Genomic DNA, 19,889 nt, shown 5'->3' on the forward strand with positions numbered 1-19,889 from the left:
TCTGCGCATGTCTCGTGGGCTCGGAGATGAGTATAAGAGACAGCCCAGGGGCCCAGCGTGGAGGCCAGGGGGCTGCCCACGGCCATCATCGGCTCGAAGACGTGATCCGCGAGCGGCCCGGAGAGCAGGTAGGCGACGGGGATGGCGCCGCCGGACAGCGCGGCATGCACGGCGAAGACGCGGCCCTGCAACCCGGTGGGCACCTTGCGCTGCCAGAGGGTCTGGTTGCAGCTCATGATGACGGGGACGGTGAACAGGACGCCGAACGCGCCCGCGCCCACTCCCCACGCGGACGCACGTGACGCGCCCACCCCCATGAACAGGCCCTGGAGCAGCACGAACCCCAGCACGGTCCAGACACGGCGCGCCCCGCCCCAGGCGAGCAGCAGCAGGCTTCCGGCGAGCATGCCCAGCCCTCCCGCGGTCATCACCGCGCCCAGCGTGCGCACGTCGGTGAAGGACATGACCAGGGGCGTGACGAGCACCTGGAGGATGCCCAGGTTGAAGCTCATCAGCGTGAGGAGGACCTGGAGCCCCAGGAGGCCCGGCCGCTCGCGGATGTAGCGCCAGCCCACTCCGGCGTCCTGGAGCGCGCGGCCTCCCAGGGACACCTTCACCGGCGCGGCCTCCGTCGGTGGAGCGGCGGGCATGCGCAGGGCCTGGAGCACCACCAGCGAGAGGGCCGCCGCGATGACGTCGAGGGTCAGCAGGCCGGTGACGCCAATGCGGGGCAGCAGGACGCCGGACAGGAGCGGCGCGACGATGTAGCCCAGCGCCAGGCCCAGCTGCATGAGGCCATTGGCGCGTGGAAGCTGCTCCGGGCCCACCATCAGCGTCGTGGCCTTGGTGAAGGCAGGCCGTTGGACGCTGTTGAACGCGGCGCCGGCCGCGACGAGCGCGAGGAGGGCGCCCACGCCCAGGCGATCCATCCAGAGCAGCAGCGCGATGAGCACGGTGCAGACGGCCCCGCCCGCGTGCCCCAGCATCATCACCTTGCGCAGGTCGTGCCGGTCCACCACGCCGCCCAGCAGCGGGGCCACCAGCACGCCCGGCGCGAAGGCGGCCAGGGCGATGAGCGAGTAGAGCGACGTGGACCGCGTGTGCTCATACATCCACACGCTCAGGCCGAAGCCGTTGAGGTGCGAGCCCATGCCCGACACCGTCTGCCCCAGCCACAAGAGCACGAACCGGGAGAAGGGCTGGAGCCCGCGGTCATGGCCGCGCGGTGGCTGGGGGAGGGAGGTTCGCATGCCCGGGTCGAACTGGAATGGCCACGAACCCTGCCACTCCGCTCTGACACCGGGCGTCCGGCGAACCTCCCGGGTTTCGCTACTCCACCACGAGCGGCTGGCGCGACTCGATGGTGAGACCGAAGCCGGAAAGGCCCCGGTAGGTCATGTCCGTGTTGGACATCACGCGCATGGCGCTCACGCCCAGGTCGGTGAGGATCTGGCAGCCCATGCCCACGTCGCGCGACTCGTTGGCCGCGCGGCTGACGGACGCGTTGCTGCCGTCGCCCGCGCGCTTGTGGTGGATGCCGAAGTCGTTGCCGTGCATGCCGGGCAGGTAGACGATGACGCCATGGCCCTCGCGCGCCACGTGCTCCAGCGCGCGGTCCAACAGCAGGTTGCACTTGCAATCCGGTGACCCGAACACGTCACCCATGGCGCAGGCGCCGTGCAGGCGCACCAGCGGGGCGGGCTGGGCCTTCGCGGGGTCGCCCTTCACCAGGACCAGGGACTTCGCGCCGTCGGGCGTCCAGGTATAGGTGAGGGCGGTGAACTCGCCATGGCGGGTGCGCACGACGCTCTGGCCGGACTCGCGGCGCACCAGCCGGTCCTTGCGGCTGCGGTACTGGATGAGGTCCGCGATGGTGATGAGCTTCAGCTGGTGCTCGCGCGCGAACTGCTTCAGGTCCGGCATGCGCTGCATGGTGCCGTCGTCCTTCACCAGCTCGCAGAGGATGCCGGAGGGCTGCAGGCCCGCGAGGCGCGCCAGGTCCACGGCGGCCTCGGTGTGGCCCGCGCGGCGCAGCACGCCGCCTTCGCGGTAGCGCAGCGGGAAGATGTGGCCGGGGCGCAGGAAGTCGTCCGCGGTGCTGTTCGGGTCGGCGAGCGCGCGGATGGTCTTCGTGCGGTCGCTGGCGGAGACGCCGGTGGTGGTGCCGTGGCGGAAGTCCACGGAGACGGTGAAGGCGGTGCGGTGGGACTCGGTGTTCTCCGCCACCATCTGCGGCAGGCGCAGCGCGTCCAGCCGCTCCGCGAGCATGGGCTGGCAGATGATGCCGCTGGTGTGGCGGACCATGAAGGCCAGCTGCTCCGGCGTGGCCAGTTCGGCGGCCATGATGAGGTCGCCTTCGTTCTCGCGGTCCTCGTCGTCGGCGACGATGACGCACTTGCCGGCCTGGATGTCGCGGATGGCCTCCTCGATGGTGTTCAACTCGGAGTCTCGGCTCATGTCGGAGGGGCTCATCCTGCTGACGGCGTGGAGAGGCATGGTGGGCGGCATGTAACGCGAGGGGGGTGTGGTGGCAAGCCATGCCCGGGGAGCGAGCGTGCGTCCGTTCAATGGCTGGGATGAGGGAAACCTGTGACAGGGTGTCCGTGTAGGTGGCGCGGCCGGGCCGGCGACTCGACGGGCTGGGGGCCGTGATGTAGGATGCCCGGTTCCGTGAGCGCAGACATCCAGGACAAGCGGGCCCGGTTCAACCAGCTGCAGGACAGCCTGGCGACCCGGCAGAGCACCACCCACTTCACCCACGCGGGTGTTTCCGTCATCGCCTTCATGCTGATCGCAGGGGCGGCGGGGAAGCTGTTCTACGACTCCCTGCGCACGCCCGTGCTGGCCTGGGGCGCCACCCTCGTGGCGCTGGGGCTGCTGGTGTACGGCTTCCGCAGCTACCTCCAGGGCCGCAAGGTGCTGGTGGACGAGCTCCAGCGCTATGAGGCGCTGCTGGCGCTGCGCCGCGAGCTGCACCTGGACAACCCTGCCGCACTCCTCCCCCGGTGAGCGCCGCGAGGAAGGTCGCCCTGCCGGGGCGGTTCATCGTGCTGGAAGGCCTGGACGGCGCGGGCACCACCACGCAGACGGAGCGGCTGGCGTCCGTGCTGAGGGCGGAAGGGCACGCGGTGGTGACGACGCGCGAGCCTTCGGATGGCCCGGTGGGCACGATGCTGCGCCAGGCGCTCACGGGCCGCCTGGGCCTGCCGCAGGGCCGGGGGCCGCTGGCGCAGGAGACGCTGGCGCTGCTGTTCGCGGCGGACCGGACGGACCACCTGCACGCGCGCATCCTGCCGGCGCTGGAGCAGGGCAAGGTGGTGCTGTGCGACCGCTACGTGCTGTCCTCGCTGGCGTACCAGGGGGCGAGCCTGCCCATGGAATGGGTGAACGCGGTGAACTCTCACGCCGTGTCGCCGGACCTCACGTTGTTCGTGGGCGTGGACCCCCAGGTCGCGGCGACGCGCCGGGCCGTGCGTGGAGGCCCCGCGGAGCTGTTCGAGGCGGACGAGGCCCAGCGCCGCATCGCGCTTCAGTACCTCAAGGCCATCGAGCTGCGAGAGAACCACGAGCGCATCGTGCACATCAACGGTGAGCTGTCCGTGGAGGCCGTGACGGAAGAGTGCCTGGCGGAAGTGCGGCAGGTGCTCGCGCGCAAGCGCTGAGGGCCCCGGCCGACGCGGCGGCTCCACCCCGCCGCGCCGGAGAATGCATCACCTCAAGCGGTCTCCAACACGAGCCGCTGGCTGACCTCCCGGCACACGGCCTGCGCCTGCTGCACGGTGTCCGCGTAGGCAATCACGAAGCCGGCGCGGTCCTCCGACTTCAGGGCCTGCCGGACGGTGGCGCCCAGCTCGACCTGGAGCGAGATCTCCACGACTCCCGGAATGCGCCGCAGGGCGTGCGCGCCGTTGAGCCGCTTGAGCTTGCCGGGCGGCGGCGTGAAGAACTGGATGGCCGCGCCGCCCTTCGGAATCGGATCCGCTTCCAGCGGCTTCAGCGTCCCCATGGCCCACTGGAGCGTCATGTCCAGCAGGTCGTGCCCGGTGGTCAGCCGGACCAGGTCCCACAGGCGGTCTCCGCCCAGCCGCGTGTGCGTCTCCACGATGCGGGGGCCTCGCGACGTGTACTTCAGCTCCGTGTGCGAAGGCCCGTCCTGGATGCCGAGCACGTCCAGGAAGCTCCGGATGAAGTCGCGCACCTCGCGGTCCCGCTCCGGAGGCATCGGCGCGGGGACCTGGTGGGCCACCTCCAGGAACGCGCTGGCGTTGGGGTCCGTGCTCTTCGTCTCCTCGTTGATGCCCAGGATGACGTGGCGCCCCGCGAAGGAGAAACACTCCACGGAGTACTCGGGGCCGTCCAGGTACTCCTCGGCGATCCACGACGCTCGGCCGTTGATCACGCCGTCCAGATCCGCGGCGGAACGGACGAGCCGCACGTCGATGCTGCCCACGCCATCCACGGGCTTGAGGATGAACGGGTAGCCCTGACGCTCCGCGAACGCGATGGCGTCCTCCCGCGTCTTCACGGCTGACCACTGCATGGGAGAGAAGCCGCCGGAGTCGAGCACCCGCCGCATGGCCGTCTTGTCGCGCGTCTTCTCCACCAGGTCCAACGGCGTGCCCCGCAGCCCCAGCGCCTCGTTGATGCGCGCGCAGGGGATGAGCGCCTCCTCCGCGACGGTGATGGCGCTCACGAACGGCGTGACGGCGTGCGCGGCCTTCAGCATGGGGATGAGCGCCGGGTCGTCGTAGCCCATGAGCAGGACCCGGTCGGACTGCCGGTTCACGACGTCATCGGACAGCCCCGGCTGCTGGATGATCAACGGCCGCAGGCCCAGCTGCCACGCCCGCTCCGTGATGAACTGCCGTGCGCCCAGAAGGATGAGGTTCGCCGTCATGGTTCATGCGCTCCTTGAAGTGACGTCTTCCGCGCGGCCCCGCGCGTGACGAATGAAGGTCTGGCGTCCTTCTTCGGAAACGACGAACGCCCACCCCAGCTTGCCTCCACTGGTGATGTTCACCACCTTGGAAGTGCGGCTGCCGCGCACCAGGAAGCCGTTGGTCCTGCCGCCATAGGAGTAGAAGCCCAGCACCAGCCGGTACTCCTCCGGGGCCGAGTCACCGCCCGCGCGCAGCCGGACGGTCTCCGCCTCCACGACGCGCTGGCAGATCCACCGCTCGACGCCGGGCTCGCGCAGCTTCCGCTCCAGCTCTTCCGAGGACCAGTCCGTCCCCATCAGCACGCCGCTGCCGCCGTAGGAGCTGCTGTCGTCGATCTTGAACACGAGCCCGGCCTTGTCGCGCAGCGCGGCCGCCAGGTTGTCCTCCGACAGCGAGAAGGCGGGGGGCAGGTATTTCCGGATGGCGGCCACCTCGTCCTCGCTGAACAGCGCCTGGTGGCCCGGCTCGCACAGCAGCGCGAGGAACCGCTTGCTCATGCGCAGCTCCGGTTCGAAGCCGTTGGTGAGCACCGCGCCGCTCGCCCAGAGCTTCTCCAGGAACGCGAAGCCGTCCGTGACCTCCTCGTAGGTGAACATGCGGTGGATGAGCGTGCGCTCCGCCTCCTCCCGCTTGAGCCACGCCTCCGGGTAGCTCACCTCGTCGAGGATGTGGACCTGCACGTCCGGGTTCAGCGCTTCGAGGTAGCGCTTCAGGTACTCCTGGCGCGGATAGCCCAGGCCCGAGTGCCCCCGCGAGTCGAGGATCACCACCCGGCGCAGCCCCCGCTTCCTGCACTCCTCCGCGTACAGCACGGCGAGGTCCCGCAGGGGGCTGTCCATCAACCCGGCCCGGGGAAAGCCCAGCGCCTCCGTGGCCGCTCGAGAGCCCTCGTATGCCTCGCCGCCGCCCACGCCCGGGAAGATGTTGAACTCGCAGAAGAAGTACCCCTGCCGCGTGGGCACGATGTCCATGCGGCCAATCGTCGCGTCGCCGTGGCGCAGGTTGTCCCAGTGGATGAAGCGCGCGAGGTGCCGGGGCATCCGCAGCAGATCGAGCAGGCCCTCCTGCGAGCGCGTGTCGATGAGGTGGTTGATCAGCTTCAGCTGCGCGGAGAGCAGGGCGCGGCACGCCCGGCTCAGCTCCACGAACTCCGCCTGGCTGAAGAGGAGCGGGTGCGCGAACTGGCTCTTCTCGTACATGGGCGAGTCCAGGGCGTGGATCGCGGCCATCGTGCTCGCCTGCGCCGTGGCGTCACGCGCGGGGGTCCATCCCTCTTCCAGGGCGGCGAGGAACGCTTCGTTGAATGCGCCGATCATGGGTGGCCTCTAGGAGCGGCCGGCGTCGCCGCCGACACCGAACAGCGCGTTCATCTTCTGGAGGGAGAAGGCCTTGTAGACGACGGGCTCGTACTTCGCGGGCGTGTCCTTGCAGAACTTGGGGAAGCACTCGATGAGCGCGTCGTCGTTGGCGAGCTTGAAGAACGCCAGGGACTGGCGCTCTCCGCCGGACAGGACGACCCGGTGCGGGGTGGAGACATATTCGTCGTTGGACCAGCGGGCCATCAGGTCGCCGATGTTGACGATGAGGTGGTCACGCCGCTCCAGCGTGGGGGTGATCCACGAGCCCCCGCGCTCCTTCACCTGGATGCCGGGGCCCGTCTGCGCCAGCACCGTCAGCAGCGTCCCGTCCGTGTGCTCGCCCATGCCCTGGTCGTTGATCAGCTCCGGACTGAGCTGGGGGTAGAGCAGGGAGCGGAGCGAGTCGGTGGAGGCGGACGTCTTCTTCGCGAAGAAGTCCCGGGGCAGGTCCAGCGCGATGCTGAACAGCTCCGTGAGCCGGGACGTCAGCGCCTCGCACTCGCGGAAGTACGCCTTGAGCGCCGCGCGAAGCCGCTGGCCTTCCGCGTCCGCGCTGAAGGGCAGGCTCGCACTGTCGTCCTCGATGAGCCGGCCCACGCTGAACTTCTCCACGTAGTCGCTGGGGAGCCCCTTACGGCCCATGTACGCGAAGGCGTTCTCCTCCAGCATGCCGCTGTAGCCATAGGGCGTGTAGTCGTCCGCAGCCATGGTGAAGCCGGACTGCAACCGGCAGCGGTTCTTCGCCTCCAGGGGCTGGCGGAAGAAGGCCCGCGACAGGGCATAGGCCTCCTCGAAGACGGCCGGCGCGATGCCGTGGCCGCTCAGGGTGAAGAAGCCCACCTGCTTGCAGGCCCGGTCGATCTCGAACGCCGCCCGGCGCTCGGCTTCGGACCCTGGCGTCGCGGACGTCAAATCGATTCGGGGCAACTCCTTCATCATGTGCTCCTCCAGGTTCAATGGCTCAGGGCTTCGCGGACCGGTGGCGTCCTTCGAGCTCGCGCAGCACGTGCGCGACCGTGAGGACGTCGAGGAACGCATGGCCCGTCGAGCTGAAGACGGTGCGGCCCGCGCGCAGGGGACCGCTGTCCCTCCGCACGAGCTGCCCCAGGGTGATGGCGCTGGCGTGGACCGGCCCTGCCTCCGCGAGCGCGGTGGCCAGGTCCTCGACGATGACCGTCGACGTGCGCAGCAGTTCGAGCGGCACCTCCCGCGCCTCCACGGTGTGTCCGCCCATGCAGTTGATGTGCACGCTGGGGGTGAGGCCCTCGAAGCTCCCCAGCGGCGTCTTCGACGACGTCGCGGTGCCAATCACATCCGCGCCCCGGATCGCCTCGTCCAGTGAGGCGCAGGCGACGACGTGCACCGCTTCGCCCAGCGATGCGCGCAGCTCCGCCGCGAACGCGCCGCGCCGGGCCGGATTCCGTGCCCAGAGCCGCACCTCCTGGATGGGGCGGACCGCGCGCACCGCCGCCACCTGCTGCCGGGCCTGCGCGCCAGCTCCCGCGACGGCCAGCGTCCGGGCATCCGTGCGCGCGCAGAGGTCCGTGACCAGCGCGGACACGGCGGCGCACTTGAGTTCCGTCACCGCCGCGCCATCCAGCAGCGCGAGCAACTCCCCGGTCCGCGTGGAGAACGCCGCCACCACGCCGTTCATGGTGGGCAGCGGATCCGCCGCGGCCCGCTCGAAGAGGGTCGCGACCTTGTTGATGTAGAGGCCCAGGTGCTCCGACACGGCCGGCATCGACACGAACGCGGCGTGCCGGGTCGTGGAGGGGACCGCGACGCGCAGCGGGACCTGCACCCGTTCATGCAGGCCCTCCGTGAGCGCCGCCTCCAGCTCGCGCACGAGCCGGGGAAGGTTCCCGTGCGCGGAGACGACGTCGTGGGAAAGGAAGGCAGCCATCGCGCGGGCCTCCGGCTACAGCGTCGGGAGGACTTCCTTCAGGTGGCCGATGAACGCCTGCACCATCTCCGTGGGCAGGTCGCCGCGCAGCATGAGCCGGACGCCCGCCTTGCCCACGGGCACGATGGGGAAGAAGACCGCGGAGGTGTAGAAGCCGCGCTTGTAGAGCTCGCGCGACAGCTTCACGGCCTTGTCCTGTTCGCCCACCTCCACGACCTTGATGTGCAGCCCGTCGCCGCGCTGCGCGGTCTGGATGTGCTCGTCGAACAGCGCGATGTTCCGGCGCAGCTGCTCCTGCCGCTTCGCCAGCTCGGGGCTGCGGTGCACCTTGATGCTCCCCATGGAGGTGCCGATGGCCGCCGTCCGCAGGCTCTGGGACCAGCCCATGGGGCCCGTCCGGTAGAGGAAGTCGTAGTGCTTGCGCGACCCGAGCATCGCGATGCCGCCCGTGCTGCCGAACGCCTTGGCGATGGAGGCGATGATCACCATCCGGTCGTTCAGCTCCCGCAGCCGGGAGCGGATGTAGCCCTCGCCGTTCTTGCCCTGCGTGGAGAGCGAGTGCGAGTCGTCGAGGTAGAGGAAGAGGCCGTACTTCTCCTGGAGCGTGAGCAGCGCCTGGAGGTCCGTGGCGCCGCCCGTGGAGTAGACGCCGTCGCAGACGTAGGCCACGCGCGGGTACTTGCGGCAGACGTCCTCCAGGTAGTTCATGTCGTTGTGCGGGGCGTTCAGCACCCGCGTCTCGTCGGCGACGATGGGCTTCATGAACGCCATGGAGAAGTGCGCGAACTTGTCGAACACCATCACCAGGGGCTCGCTGTCCGTCAGGTGGCCGGACCCCAGCACCGGGAGGATGGCCGCCGTGAGCGCGCTGGACGTGACGGCGGGCAGCACGGGCCCCCCGAAGAGGTCCGCCAGCTGCTCCTCCAACTCCTCCATCAGGCCCAGCCGGATGCGGAACTCCGCCATCGACAGGCCGGTGATGCCCGCGCTCTTCAGCGCGTCGATGCCGCCCTGGAGGACGTCCGGGTGGCTGTTGAACCCCATGTAGGAGCAGGAGCACAGGTTGGCGAACTCGTGCCCGGTGTCCACCTCGCGCATGTGGTTCTGGCCGCGCGAGGCATCCACGCGGATGTTCAGCATGTGCGAGTCGCGGGCCACGGCCCAGGCGCTCTCGCTGGCGGGGATCATCTTCTGGTTGTTGCGGTGCAGGTGGGGCCCCATCACCGCGTCGCCGGGCGTCGTCACTTCCGCGCTCCTGTCTTTTCCATCACGAACTGACCAATGCGTTGCAGGGCCTCGCGGCCGCTGGTGAGGCGGTTGAAGTGCAGGTGCCAGACGTGGACCATGTCGGGCCACTCCTCGAACGTGACGTCCACGCCCTGGGCCTGCGCCTTCTTCGCCATCGCCTGCGAGTCGCTGAAGAGCAGCTCCCGCTCGCCCACCTGGATGAGCAGGGGCGGGAAGCCCGTGAGGTCCGCGTGGATGGGGGAGATGGTGGGCTGCCGCGGGTCCTGCCCGTTGAGGTAGTGCCGGGCGACCTCCTCCACCACCTTGCGCTGCACGAGCGCGTCGGCCTTCTCGCGCGACTGGTAGCTCTCCCCCTGGATGCCCAGGTTGAACCACGAGGAGATGCACACCAGGGCGCCCGCGAGCCGGAGGCCCTGGGACCGGGCGTTGACCTGCATGGAGACCACCAGGCCGCCGCCCGCCGAGTCTCCGGCGATGGAGATGCGGCCGGGCGCGAACCCGTGCTCCAGCAGCCAGCGGTACGCGGTGGTTGCGTCGTCCAGCGCGGCCGGGAAGGGGTGCTCCGGCGCTCGGCGGTAGTCGAGCTGGAGCACCCGGCAGCGCGCCTGCCGCGCCATCTCCGCGGCCATGTGGCCATGGCTCACCAGCGAGCCGAAGACGAACCCGCCGCCGTGCAGGAAGAGCAGGGCGCGGTCCGGGTCGCACTCCGGCGGCGTGAGCCACTGGGCGCGGACGCCGTTCACGTTGACGGGCTCCACGCCGATGTCCTTCGCGATGGGCAGCCCGAGCGAATCGTAGTGGACCCGCGCCGCCTCATAGCCGTCCGGCCAGGGCCGGGCGTCCAGGTACGCGAGCAGCTCCTTCATCTCCGCCGCGTTGCGCACCGCGTGCTGTCGCGTGGTCATGCCCGCACCTCGATGATGTTCGGGTAGGGGTTGAGCTCGCCGCGGACGAAGCGGGTGATGTTGGCGTCCTCCTTGTGGTTCGACGCCTTCTCCAGGGAGAGGCCGTAGTAGTCGTACCAGCGCTTGAGGTCGTCGGAGCCCGCGACCTGGTACTCGACGTGACGGATGGGGCGCTTCGCGGCCTTGCTCGCGTCGGTGAGGGACGGCTGGGTGGCCGCGTGCGCGAGCCCGCCCACCACCTCGTTGTGGAGGACGATCATCACGATGTCGTTCTCCAGGTCCAGCTTCAGCGCGAACGAGTAGTCGCGCAGGATCTCCTCGGAGAACTCCGCCTTCACCGCGACGTTGTAGTTGTTGGGGATGTTCTCGATGAGCGCCCGGGGGTCCAGGCCCTTGTCCTGGCAGAAGCGGCGCGTGTCGCAGATCATCGGCATGCCGCCGCTGATGTTCTGGTTGGGACCGTAGAGGTTCGCGATGAACGGCGTCGCCGAGTCGAAGTGGACGCACTTCGTGGTGACGAACTCGCGGCTCTCCGTGTGGTCGCTGTTCGGCGTGAAGTTCCGGTTCTTGTTGAAGCCGTCCACGTCCATCTTGGCGACGCGGTCGTAGGCGACGGGCGTGGGGCTGTAGCGCGCCAGATCGAAGCGCGGCGCGATCGCCCGGAAGATGCCCTCCAGGTAGTCACGGGCCAGCGCGGCGCCGGACTCCGTATGGAGGTCCAGCCCGCGCGCGGCGAGCAGCTTGTTCACGCCGTACACCACCGCGAACCCGTTCTTCTTCTCCACGGCCTCCACCACGGCGTCGAGCAGCGCGGGGGCGGGAGCAGCCGAGCGGCCTTCACCCAGGTCCGCCGGGAAGGTGGAGACATTGATGAACGAATCCTTGATACGGCTCGGATCGAGTCTTTTCATGGGCTGTCCAGGGGATGAGGGGGAATGGAGCGGCAGCCATGGATGGGCAATGGGCCGCGATGTTTGTCTTGATATACTGATCGGAAAGTCTGTCGTCAATCCACCTCGGTTTCGATCGGGAAAGACAGCCTTTGAGGGCTCGGGATGGAGCGCGCAGCTTGAAATTGTATCACCCGCCCGAGGGCCCGGGAACGACGCTCCCAGGAGGGCAGTGGGGATCCGCGAGGGCAACCCCTTGCATGCGTAGGGTAGGATCCCGCTGACGCCTTCACGTGTCGGTCTGGATGTATGTGATTTGGCTGGTCGTGGACGTGTCCGGATTGGATCCTTACATTGTCTGGCAATGTTGAAAGGACATCTGGATGGGATCGCGCCGGTTGCGATCTCTGGATTTGCGTTTGCCTTGCCGGGCGCTCGCACACTCGATGAATTGGCGGAAGTGCTGCACGGGGGAAAGACCACGTATGGGCAGTGGCCCGAGGAGCGCATTCCCCGGGCCCTGTATCTGGACCCCACGGCGGCCGTGGGCGCGGCCCGGACGTCCACGCTGCTGGGTGGGGTCGTTGGAGCGCGCGAGCTGCCAGGGGAGGAGGTCCCGCATCGGTGGGTGGTGGAGACGGCGCACCGGGCCCTGACCTCGGCGGGATTGGCTCCCGGCGCGCTTGGCGGGCAGCCCGTTCCGGTCTTCCTCGCGCACTCACGCGGTGGTGGGCACGGGCTCTACGACGCGGCGGTGCTGGCCGTGGCGGGGCAGCTCCAGCCGTACCTCGTTCATGGCGCGCATCCGAACGAGTTCTCCCACCAGGAGCTGACGGAGCTCACGCGCAAGGTGCGCCAGTCGCTCCGGGAGTCGTTCGGGCAGGACTTCGTGGAGGACCCGAGGGAGCGCGCCACGCACCGGCTGGCGAGCGCCGTCGCGGAGGCGATGGGGACCACGGAGAAGGCGCTGCTGGTGGACGGGAACTGCACCGGCGGGCTGGCGGCGATCGAACTGGCGGCGCGTGAGCTGGCGAAGGGGGCGCCGTGGGCCATCGCGGGCGCGCTGTCCTACGTCGACACGGTCAACCAGGTCCTCTATTCGAACTCACGCCTCCTGTCGTCCGAGGGCTGCTTCCCGTTCGCCCAGAAGGGCAACGGCACGGTCATCTCCGACGGCGTGGTGCTGCTGATGCTCACGAGCCTGGAGCGGGCCACGCAGGAGCGGCTTCCCATCCACGGGGTGATCCGTGGCGTTGGTGGAGCGAACGACGGCGCGGCCGAAGGGTACATGCTGGTCCCGAACCCGCGCGGTCACGAGCTGGCGGTCCGGCGTGCGCTCGAGCAGGCAGGCGTGGCGCCCCGGGAACTGGGCGTGATCATCGCGCACGGCACGGGCACGCGGGCCGGTGACGCGGTGGAGGCGAAGGTCTTTGACCGGGCCCTGAAGTCGCACGGGGAGGCGGCCCGGCCCACGTCGCCCGTGCCCGTCATGTCCATCAAGGGGAACCTGGGACATGCGAAGGAGGCGTCAGGGCTGGCGAACCTGATCGCGCTGCTCGCCATGTTCGAGTCCGGGGGCATTCCGGGACCGGTGCACGGGGACAAGCCCAGGAGCCTGCTCGAACCGGGAGGCCTCATCGAGGTCGAGAAGACCGCCCGGTCCTGGCCGGCTGGCGAGCAGCCTCGCATCGGAGGGGTCAGCGCCATCGCGAGCGGAGGGCAGAACTACCACGCGGTGGTGGAGGACCGGCCGTCCCCCGCGCGGGCCCAGGCGCTGCTGCGAGGCACACGGAAGCGCTCTGCGCGGGGGGATGAGCCCATCGCCATCGTGGGCATGGCGGGAGCGTTCGCGGAGGCCCCGGACCTCGCCACGCTGTGGACGAACCTGCTCCAGGGCCGCCGCGCGTTCCGGAGGCTGCCGTTCGGGCCTGGCGCGCCGCTGGACCTGGATGCACACCGGTTCACCGGCAGCGCCAGCCAGTACGACGAGCGTCCCGCCGACATCGTCCGGCATGATCCGCTCCACTACCTGCTGGTGGACCTGGCGCGGAGCGCGGCCTCGAAGGTCTCCATTGAGCGGGGAAGCAACATCCCGGTGGTTGTCTCCGCGGAGCACTGCAGCGAGTACGGCCTGCGCCAGGTCGCCGCGGCGCGACTGCCGGAGCTTGAGGATCACCTCCAGCGCGTGCTGCGCGAGACGGGCAAGGACCCCAAGGGGGTGGCCCGCACCGTGCGCGCGGCGATGAAGCGCCTGTCTGGCGACCTGCCGGAGCTGTGGGCTGGCAGCCTGTTCAACCTGTCGCCCAGCTTCATGGCGGCGAGGATCGCCCGAGCGTTCGACCTGACCGGACCGACCTGCGCCATCGAGGCGGGAGGCGCGGCGGCCTCTATGGGCGGACTGGAGGTTGCCTGCGGCCGGCTGGCGTCGCGAGAGGCGGACGCAGTCTTCTGGGCGACGGCGGACATGCGGCTCGGAGTCACACGCATGGCGGACGAGGGGACGCTGGGCCTGCTGTCCCGCCGGGAGGCGCCGACCGCGCTCGATGCATCCTCCGACGGATATCTGCCCGGTGAAGGCGCTACGGTGTGCCTGCTGCGGCGCTTGTCGGATGCGCAGGAGCGCGGCGAGCCGGTGCTCGGGATCATCCGGGCGATGGGGAGCGCGTTCGGAACGCCCCAGGACCACGGGCTTGTCGCCGAACCCGCGATGAGCCTGGCCATCCGGCGTGCTTACTCCCGGTGTGACGTGTCGGCGGACGCGCTCGCCTTCGTGGAGTGCTTCGGCAGTGGTCATCCCGCCAGCGACCACGCGGAGTTGGCCGCCCTGGGACGGACCCTCGCCACCGCGCGAGCGAGGCCGCTTCCCATCGGCGCGGTCATTCCGAACATCGGTCACACCGGAGCAGTCGCCGGAGCCGCGAGCCTGATGAAGGCGCTGTTCACGCTGGCCGCGAAGCGGGTGCCCGCGACTGTTGGAGTGACGACCCCGCTCGTTGGTGCGGCCGACAACCTGCGAGTCGTCACGGAGACGCACGAACTGAAGGACGCGCGCTTCGCGGGCGTCAACGCAGCAGGCGGCGGGGGGACTCACTACCACGTCGTGGTCGAAGCCGGTCCCGACCTCCAGGTGCCGGCACCATGAGCCTCCTGCTGAACGTGAAGCGCGCGAACCGTCTGAACCACGCAGAGGTGAAGCGCCATGCGTGGGCTTCCACGACGAAGCTCTCCGGGAACCACTCATGAGCCTCCACCCGAACGTAAAGCGAGCGTGCGGCCTGAGCCTCGCGGAGATGGAGCGTCATGCGTGGACTTCCACGACGAAGCTCCCTGGGAATCACCGATGAGCCTCCACCGGTACGTGAAGCGAGCGGGTGGCCTGAGCGTCGCGAAGATGGAGCGTCGTGCGTGGACTTCCACGACGAAGCTCTCAGGGAGCCACTCATGAGCCTCCATCCGAACGTAAAGCGAGCGTCCGGCCTGAGCCTCGCGGAGATGGAGCGTCATGCGTGGGTTGCCACCGCGAAGCTCCCAAGGAACCGCCCATGAGCCTCCAACGTGAGGACGTCCTCGCTCATCTGGCGAGGGACCTCCATGAACGGATTCCGATGACGAAGTTCCTCGGGATCCAGTTCGTCGAGTTCGAGCCCGGCCGCATCGTGCTCGCGGCGCCGCTGGGCCCCTCGTTGAACCACCGGGGGACGGCCTTCGGTCCGGGCGTGTTCACCTCGGCGGGCCTCGCCCCGTGGTTGTTGCTCGTGCGGGCGGCGTGGGCGGAGCGGCTGGCCGTGCAGATCCTGCTGCGCCGTTGTGAGTTCGCCATCCACCGGCCCATCGCCTGTGACTACCGGGCTCGCTGTGAGGCGTTGCCCGCGCTGGAAGCCGACACGCTTCGTCAGGGAGGCAAGGTGCGGCTCACGGCCACGTCGCAGGTGTTCATCGACGAGGGCGCGCCCGCCGCGACCTACACGGCGCACTTCACGTTGCTGGGTTCCTCGGGTGCGGGGGAGGGCGACCTGGCGTTGCCGTTTCCGGAGGCGTGGCGGACGTGATCTACCGCAAGCTGGGTGGCATCGACGTATCGGTCTTCGCCCTGGGGGCGGCGAACTTCGGGGGCATCGGAAGCTCCCGGAAGCTGCTGGGCCAGGGAGAGACCGAAGCCGAAGCACATGCGCTCCTGGACCGAGCGGTGGCGTTGGGGATCAACCTCATCGACACGGCGGGCACCTACGCGGACGGCGCCAGCGAAGCCATCATCGGCGCTTGGCTGGCGGCGCGCGGTGCCGCGATGCGGGACCGGGTGCTCATCTCGTCCAAGGTGGGCCTGCGCGGTGGGCTCGGACGGAAGCATGTGTTCGCGGAGGTGGACCGCTCGCTCGCGCGTCTTCGCATCGACACGCTCGACTTCTACCTGTCGCACGTACCCGACCCCGCGACGCCGTGGGACGACGTCCTCGAGACCTTCCAGTCCCTCGTGAGGGCAGGGAAGGTCCGTCGCTTCGGCTTGTCGAACGTCACCGCGAGCGACCTCTGGCGCTGTGCGGCGCCACGCTCCGGAGGCCCGGTGGGGTTCGGCTGGGTCCAGAACCGCTTCAACCTGCTCGAACAGGACGACGCGCGGAACGGCGTGCTGGAGGCCTGCGCGAAGCTGGGGCTCCAGTACACGCCCTATTCGCCGCTGGCGGGAGGCCTGCTCAGTGGCAGGTATGCCATCGCAGGGGAGATTCCGCAGGGCACGCGCATCGGGCAGCGCCGGGACCTCTACGCGAAGGCCTGGACCCCGGAGAACGCGGCCCGGGTCGAACACTTGAAGGCGCAGGCCTCATCCCACGCGCTGTCACCGTCAGGCCTCTCCACCTGGTGGCTGGTGCACTGCCCCTTCGTGACGTCGATCCTCGTCGGCGCGCGCAGCCCGGAGCAGCTGGAGCAACTGGTCACCGAGGCGTTGGGCCTGCCCACCAACGACGACCTCTGGCGAAGCCTCACGGCCACTTCCACCCAGGAGCCATGACGTGCGAGCGATTGTCTGCGGGACATGGGGCGGGCCCGAGCAGCTCATCCTCACGGAGGTCCCCGAGCCTGTTCCGAAATCCGACGAGGTGAAGATCGACGTGCACGCCTGCAGCGTGAACTTCGCCGACCTCCTCATGATTGGCGGGACCTATCAGACCCGGCCCGCACTGCCCTTCGTCCCGGGCCTGGAGGCCGCGGGCACGATCGCCAGCGCCCCCGACGGCTCAGGCCTCAAACCCGGGGACCGCGTCGTGGCCATCCTCTGGCACGGAGGCTACGCCGAGCAGGCCGTGGCCTCCGTCCAGGAGACGTTCCTGCTGCCAGCGGAAGTCTCGTTCGACGTCGCCGCCGCATTGACCAGCGCCTACGTGAGCACCGCCCTGGCGCTGATCCGCGTCGCCCACCTGAAGCCTTCGGAGGTGCTCCTCGTGCTCGGAGCCAGCGGAGGCGTGGGGCTCGCGGCGGTGCAGCTGGGCAAGGCGCTGGGTGCCAAGGTCATCGCGGTCGCGAGCACACCCGACAAGCGCCTCATCGCTCGCGAAGCCGGAGCGGACCGGGTCTTCAGCTCCGCTGAAACTGACTGGAAGGATCAGGTCCTCGCCGCCGCAGGGCCCTCTGGCGTGAGCGTCTGCTTCGATCCAGTCGGTGGCCCGCTCTTCGACCCGGCGCTCTCGACGCTGGGTTGGGGAGGCCGCTACGTGCTCGTGGGCTTCGCCGCGGGACAGATACCGAGCATCCCCGCCCATCGGCTGCTCGTGAAGCACCGTGCGGTGCTGGGCTCGTCGCTGCGCTACTTCCGCTACCACGACCCGGCGTCGCTGCGCGAAACCATGGACCAGCTCTTCGCCTGGTACGCGCAGGGCCGCATCACCCCGCGAATCACCCTCCGGCTTCCCCTGGAGGAGACCGCCGAGGGACTGCGCACGCTCGCGGAGCGACGCGCCATCGGCAAGGTGGTGGTCCACGTCCGCGAGGATCAGGACACCCCGTCTCGCGCGGGTGGGTGAACACGGAGCCTCGCAACGTGATTGGCGATGGCCGTCGGCCGACGGTAGCCTCACGTCATGCAACCTCTCCGGTACTCCATCAACGTCACATTGGACGGCTGCTGTGATCATCGTGCGGTTTCCGCGGACGAGGAGTTGCATCGTCACACGGCCGAGACGCTCCAAAAGGCCGACATCCTCCTCTTCGGCCGGGTGACCTACAAAATGATGGAGGAAGCGTTCCGGCCCCAGGCGGCGACGGAAGAGGGGCTGAAGGATCCCTTCGTCCAGACGATCCACGCGGCAAGGAAGTACGTCGTGTCGAGCACCCTGGCCCGGGTCGATTGGAACGCGGAGCTCCTGCGAGGCGACCTGGAGCAGGCCGTTCGACAGCTCAAGAGCCAGGCGAAGAAGGGCGTGTACGTGGGAGGCATGAAGCTCCCCCTGGCGTTGGCGGAGCTCGGGCTGATTGACGAGTACGAGTTCGTGGTGCACCCCCGGCTGGCGGGCCACGGGCCGAATCTGTTCGCGGGCCTCTCGAAGGCCATCGACCTGAAGCCCGTGAGCCGGCTGGAGCTCGCCTCGGGGGCGGTGGTCACGCGGTACGTGCCGAAGAAGTAGGCACGCCGGCCGGGTGCTGTTCAGGTGAACGAGCGGGGCAGCCCCAGCACGTGCTGGCTGATGTACGACAGGGCCATGTTCCGGCTCACGGGCGCGTTGATGAACAGGCGCACCTCGCGGAACTTGCGCTCCACGTCGTACTCCTCCGCGAAGCCGTAGCCGCCGTAGGTGTCCATGCAGGCGTTGGCGGCCTCCCAGGCGGCTTCAGCGGCCAGGTACTTCGCCATGTTCGCCTCGGCCGCGCAGGACTGGTGGCTGTCGAAGAGCGTCGCGGCCTGCTCCGTCAGCATCGACGCCGCCGTGAGCGCCGTGTGCGCCTTCGCGATGGGGAACTGCACGCCCTGGTTGGCGCCAATCGGCTTGCCGAACACCACGCGCTCCTGCGCATACGCGACGGCCTTCTCGATGAACCAGCGCCCATCCCCGATGGCCTCCGCGGCGACGAGCACCCGCTCCGCGTTCATGCCGTCGAGGATGTACGAGAAGCCCTTGCCCTCCTCGCCAATCAGCCCCTCGGCGGGCACCTCGACGTTCTCGAAGAACAGCGCGTTCGTCGCGTGGTTGAGCATGGTGCGGATGGGCCGGACCTCCAGCCCCTGCGTCTTGCACAGGTCAAGCAGGAACACGCTCATCCCGTCCGTCTTCTTGCGCCCCTCCGCCCGGGGCGTCGTCCGCGCGAGCAGGAGCATCAGGTCGGACTGGAGCACGCGCGAGATGAAGATCTTCTGGCCGTTCACGACGTAGCGGTCCCCCTGCCGGACCGCCGTCGTCTCGATGGCGGTGGTGTCCGAGCCCGAGTTCGGCTCCGTCACCGCGAACGCCTGGAGCCGCAGCCGGCCCGCGGCGATCTCCGGCAGGTACCGCTGCTTCTGCGCCGCGGAGCCGTGACGCAGCAGCACGTTCATCACGTACATCTGCGCATGGCAGGCGGACGCGTTCCCGCCGAAGTGATTGATTTCCCCCAGCACGACGGCCGCCTCGCGCAGCCCCAGCCCCGCGCCGCCGTACTCGGCCGGGATGAGCGCGGCCAGCAGGCCTGCTTCGGTGAGGGCATTGACGAAGTCGTGAGGGTACTCACGCTCCGCGTCGAGGGTCCGCCAGTACTTCGCGGGGAAGCGGTTGCACAGCGCACGCACGGACGCGCGGATCGCGTCCCGGGTCTCATGGGAGTCCATGCGCGAAGGATGTCCGTCCCCCCATGCTGACTCCAGGACAGGGCGGGTCCGCGCCAGCACATCCCGCGAGTCCACCCCCGGGGTCCGTTGGAGTAGAGTCCGCGGTCCCATGGAGCGCACCGGCGCGGCGGCGATCATCATTGGCAACGAGGTCCTCACCGCGAAGGTGAAGGACGAGAACGGCCCCCACCTCATCCAGCGGCTGCGGGAGCTTGGCATCCCGCTGGTCTCGGTGGAGACCATCCTGGACGACGTGGACGCCATCGTGGACGCGGTGGCCCGCGCCCGGCGCAAGGCCCGCTACGTCTTCACCAGCGGAGGCATTGGCCCCACCCACGACGACGTCACGGTGCGCGCGGTGGCGCTCGCGCTGGGCCGGCCCGTGGTGCGCCTGCCGGAGATGGTGTCGGCCATCCAGGCCCGCGCCGGCACGTCGCCCGTGACGCCGGAGTCCCTGCGCCTGGCGGACGCGCCGGAGGGCGCGGTGCTCCTGGCCCAGCCGGGCATGTGGTTCCCGGTGCTGACGGTGGGGGACCTGTTCCTCCTGCCGGGGGTGCCGCAGCTCTTCCGGCTGCAGCTGGAGACGGTGCTCTCACGGCTGAGCGGCACGCCGGTGCACCTGGTCAACCTGTACTTCAACCTGGGCGAGAGCGCCCTGGCGGCCGTGCTGGACCGCGTGGCGCTGGACATGCCCCACGTGGCCATCGGCTCCTATCCCGTGTTCGACGCGGCCATGGACTACCGCGTGAAGGTCACGGTGGAGGCCCCGGAGCGGGCCCACGTGGATGACGCCGTGGGCCGGCTGCTCGCGGGGTTCCCGGCGGACGCGCTGGTCCGCCGGGAGTAGCGCGGG

The 19,889-nt window shown here is 69.4% G+C and carries 18 protein-coding genes; 8 read left to right on the plus strand and 10 right to left on the minus strand.

The features are described 5' to 3' along the window. Both D7W79_RS12680 and ribB read right to left on the minus strand, forming a co-directional pair. Positions 1 to 1,250, minus strand: a 1,250-nt coding sequence (locus tag D7W79_RS12680; RefSeq protein ID WP_120525630.1) for an MFS transporter, incomplete at its 3' end; no start/stop codon positions are given. 79 nt (positions 1,251 to 1,329) lie between these two features. Further along, entirely contained in the window at positions 1,330 to 2,457 is a 1,128-nt protein-coding gene (ribB, locus tag D7W79_RS12685) for a 3,4-dihydroxy-2-butanone-4-phosphate synthase (RefSeq protein ID WP_120525631.1), read from the minus strand. A 213-nt stretch (positions 2,458 to 2,670) separates the two neighbouring features. Between ribB and D7W79_RS12690 the strand changes: the two genes are divergently transcribed. Both D7W79_RS12690 and tmk read left to right on the plus strand, forming a co-directional pair. Next, positions 2,671 to 3,009, plus strand: a complete 339-nt coding sequence (locus D7W79_RS12690) for a hypothetical protein (RefSeq protein WP_439099191.1) — start codon at positions 2,671 to 2,673, stop codon at positions 3,007 to 3,009. Further along, positions 3,006 to 3,662: a dTMP kinase gene (gene tmk / locus D7W79_RS12695; RefSeq protein WP_120525633.1), complete on the plus strand. Its 657-nt coding sequence runs from the start codon at positions 3,006 to 3,008 to the stop codon at positions 3,660 to 3,662. The genes D7W79_RS12690 and tmk overlap by 4 nt, the downstream gene beginning before the upstream one ends. 53 nt (positions 3,663 to 3,715) lie before the next feature. Here the strand turns inward: tmk and D7W79_RS12700 are convergent, their stop codons facing one another. From D7W79_RS12700 to D7W79_RS12730, 7 genes are read right to left on the minus strand one after another with little or no spacing between them, the layout of a single operon-like run. Continuing rightward, complete coding sequence (locus tag D7W79_RS12700; protein ID WP_120525634.1) at positions 3,716 to 4,897, minus strand: ATP-grasp domain-containing protein; 1,182 nt, start codon at positions 4,895 to 4,897, stop codon at positions 3,716 to 3,718. A 3-nt stretch (positions 4,898 to 4,900) separates the two neighbouring features. Beyond that, on the minus strand, positions 4,901 to 6,256 hold the full coding sequence (locus D7W79_RS12705; protein WP_120525635.1) for a hypothetical protein: 1,356 nt from the start codon (positions 6,254 to 6,256) through the stop codon (positions 4,901 to 4,903). 9 nt (positions 6,257 to 6,265) lie between these two features. Next, positions 6,266 to 7,237: an isopenicillin N synthase family dioxygenase gene (locus tag D7W79_RS12710; RefSeq protein ID WP_120525649.1), complete on the minus strand. Its 972-nt coding sequence runs from the start codon at positions 7,235 to 7,237 to the stop codon at positions 6,266 to 6,268. A gap of 22 nt (positions 7,238 to 7,259) precedes the next feature. After that, on the minus strand, positions 7,260 to 8,201 hold the full coding sequence (locus tag D7W79_RS12715) for an ornithine cyclodeaminase family protein (RefSeq protein WP_120525636.1): 942 nt from the start codon (positions 8,199 to 8,201) through the stop codon (positions 7,260 to 7,262). A 15-nt stretch (positions 8,202 to 8,216) separates the two neighbouring features. Then, positions 8,217 to 9,446, minus strand: a complete 1,230-nt coding sequence (locus tag D7W79_RS12720) for an aminotransferase class I/II-fold pyridoxal phosphate-dependent enzyme (RefSeq protein ID WP_208729717.1) — start codon at positions 9,444 to 9,446, stop codon at positions 8,217 to 8,219. Continuing rightward, positions 9,443 to 10,354 carry an alpha/beta hydrolase gene (locus tag D7W79_RS12725; protein ID WP_120525637.1) on the minus strand — a complete coding sequence of 304 codons (912 nt, stop codon included), beginning with the start codon at positions 10,352 to 10,354 and terminating at the stop codon, positions 9,443 to 9,445. Before D7W79_RS12725 ends, D7W79_RS12720 begins: the two co-directional genes overlap by 4 nt. After that, positions 10,351 to 11,265: a hypothetical protein gene (locus D7W79_RS12730; RefSeq protein WP_120525638.1), complete on the minus strand. Its 915-nt coding sequence runs from the start codon at positions 11,263 to 11,265 to the stop codon at positions 10,351 to 10,353. Before D7W79_RS12730 ends, D7W79_RS12725 begins: the two co-directional genes overlap by 4 nt. 343 nt (positions 11,266 to 11,608) lie before the next feature. Between D7W79_RS12730 and D7W79_RS12735 the strand changes: the two genes are divergently transcribed. The 5 genes from D7W79_RS12735 to D7W79_RS12755 all read left to right on the plus strand — a co-directional run bounded on the left by D7W79_RS12735 (position 11,609) and on the right by D7W79_RS12755 (position 17,861). Next, positions 11,609 to 14,386: a beta-ketoacyl [acyl carrier protein] synthase domain-containing protein gene (locus tag D7W79_RS12735; RefSeq protein ID WP_120525639.1), complete on the plus strand. Its 2,778-nt coding sequence runs from the start codon at positions 11,609 to 11,611 to the stop codon at positions 14,384 to 14,386. A gap of 400 nt (positions 14,387 to 14,786) precedes the next feature. Further along, a complete protein-coding gene (locus tag D7W79_RS12740; RefSeq protein ID WP_120525640.1) occupies positions 14,787 to 15,293 on the plus strand; it encodes a YiiD C-terminal domain-containing protein in 507 nt (168 codons plus the stop codon). Continuing rightward, positions 15,281 to 16,252 (plus strand): aldo/keto reductase, encoded by a 972-nt coding sequence (locus D7W79_RS12745; RefSeq protein ID WP_120525641.1) that lies wholly within the window; start codon positions 15,281 to 15,283, stop codon positions 16,250 to 16,252. Before D7W79_RS12740 ends, D7W79_RS12745 begins: the two co-directional genes overlap by 13 nt. Position 16,253: 1 nt before the next feature. Next, positions 16,254 to 17,261 carry an NADPH:quinone oxidoreductase family protein gene (locus tag D7W79_RS12750; protein ID WP_120525642.1) on the plus strand — a complete coding sequence of 336 codons (1,008 nt, stop codon included), beginning with the start codon at positions 16,254 to 16,256 and terminating at the stop codon, positions 17,259 to 17,261. Positions 17,262 to 17,318: 57 nt separating this feature from the next. Then, positions 17,319 to 17,861, plus strand: a complete 543-nt coding sequence (locus tag D7W79_RS12755; protein ID WP_120525643.1) for a dihydrofolate reductase family protein — start codon at positions 17,319 to 17,321, stop codon at positions 17,859 to 17,861. Positions 17,862 to 17,881: 20 nt separating this feature from the next. Here D7W79_RS12755 and D7W79_RS12760 read toward each other — a convergent pair whose 3' ends face one another. Further along, entirely contained in the window at positions 17,882 to 19,036 is a 1,155-nt protein-coding gene (locus tag D7W79_RS12760) for an acyl-CoA dehydrogenase family protein (RefSeq protein ID WP_120525644.1), read from the minus strand. Between the two features lie 109 nt (positions 19,037 to 19,145). On the opposite strand from D7W79_RS12760, the gene D7W79_RS12765 reads away from it, so the two are divergent. After that, positions 19,146 to 19,883, plus strand: coding sequence for a competence/damage-inducible protein A (locus tag D7W79_RS12765; protein WP_120525645.1), 738 nt, complete (start codon positions 19,146 to 19,148; stop codon positions 19,881 to 19,883). The last annotated feature ends 6 nt before the right edge of the window (positions 19,884 to 19,889 follow it).

The organism is Corallococcus exercitus (assembly GCF_003611585.1).
Taxonomy (GTDB): Bacteria; Myxococcota; Myxococcia; order Myxococcales; family Myxococcaceae; genus Corallococcus; species Corallococcus exercitus.

What these genes read in the sequence shown, in the direction of transcription:
- ribB (WP_120525631.1), bottom strand. Translation starts at nt 2,457, where the DNA reads ATGAGCCGAGACTCCGAGTTGAACACCATCGAGGAGGCCATCCGCGAC.
- D7W79_RS12700 (WP_120525634.1), bottom strand. Translation starts at nt 4,897, where the DNA reads ATGACGGCGAACCTCATCCTTCTGGGCGCACGGCAGTTCATCACGGAG.
- D7W79_RS12705 (WP_120525635.1), bottom strand. Translation starts at nt 6,256, where the DNA reads ATGATCGGCGCATTCAACGAAGCGTTCCTCGCCGCCCTGGAAGAGGGA.
- D7W79_RS12710 (WP_120525649.1), bottom strand. Translation starts at nt 7,237, where the DNA reads ATGATGAAGGAGTTGCCCCGAATCGATTTGACGTCCGCGACGCCAGGG.
- D7W79_RS12715 (WP_120525636.1), bottom strand. Translation starts at nt 8,201, where the DNA reads ATGGCTGCCTTCCTTTCCCACGACGTCGTCTCCGCGCACGGGAACCTT.
- D7W79_RS12725 (WP_120525637.1), bottom strand. Translation starts at nt 10,354, where the DNA reads ATGACCACGCGACAGCACGCGGTGCGCAACGCGGCGGAGATGAAGGAG.
- D7W79_RS12730 (WP_120525638.1), bottom strand. Translation starts at nt 11,265, where the DNA reads ATGAAAAGACTCGATCCGAGCCGTATCAAGGATTCGTTCATCAATGTC.
- D7W79_RS12735 (WP_120525639.1), top strand. Translation starts at nt 11,609, where the DNA reads ATGTTGAAAGGACATCTGGATGGGATCGCGCCGGTTGCGATCTCTGGA.
- D7W79_RS12740 (WP_120525640.1), top strand. Translation starts at nt 14,787, where the DNA reads ATGAGCCTCCAACGTGAGGACGTCCTCGCTCATCTGGCGAGGGACCTC.
- D7W79_RS12755 (WP_120525643.1), top strand. Translation starts at nt 17,319, where the DNA reads ATGCAACCTCTCCGGTACTCCATCAACGTCACATTGGACGGCTGCTGT.
- D7W79_RS12760 (WP_120525644.1), bottom strand. Translation starts at nt 19,036, where the DNA reads ATGGACTCCCATGAGACCCGGGACGCGATCCGCGCGTCCGTGCGTGCG.
- D7W79_RS12765 (WP_120525645.1), top strand. Translation starts at nt 19,146, where the DNA reads ATGGAGCGCACCGGCGCGGCGGCGATCATCATTGGCAACGAGGTCCTC.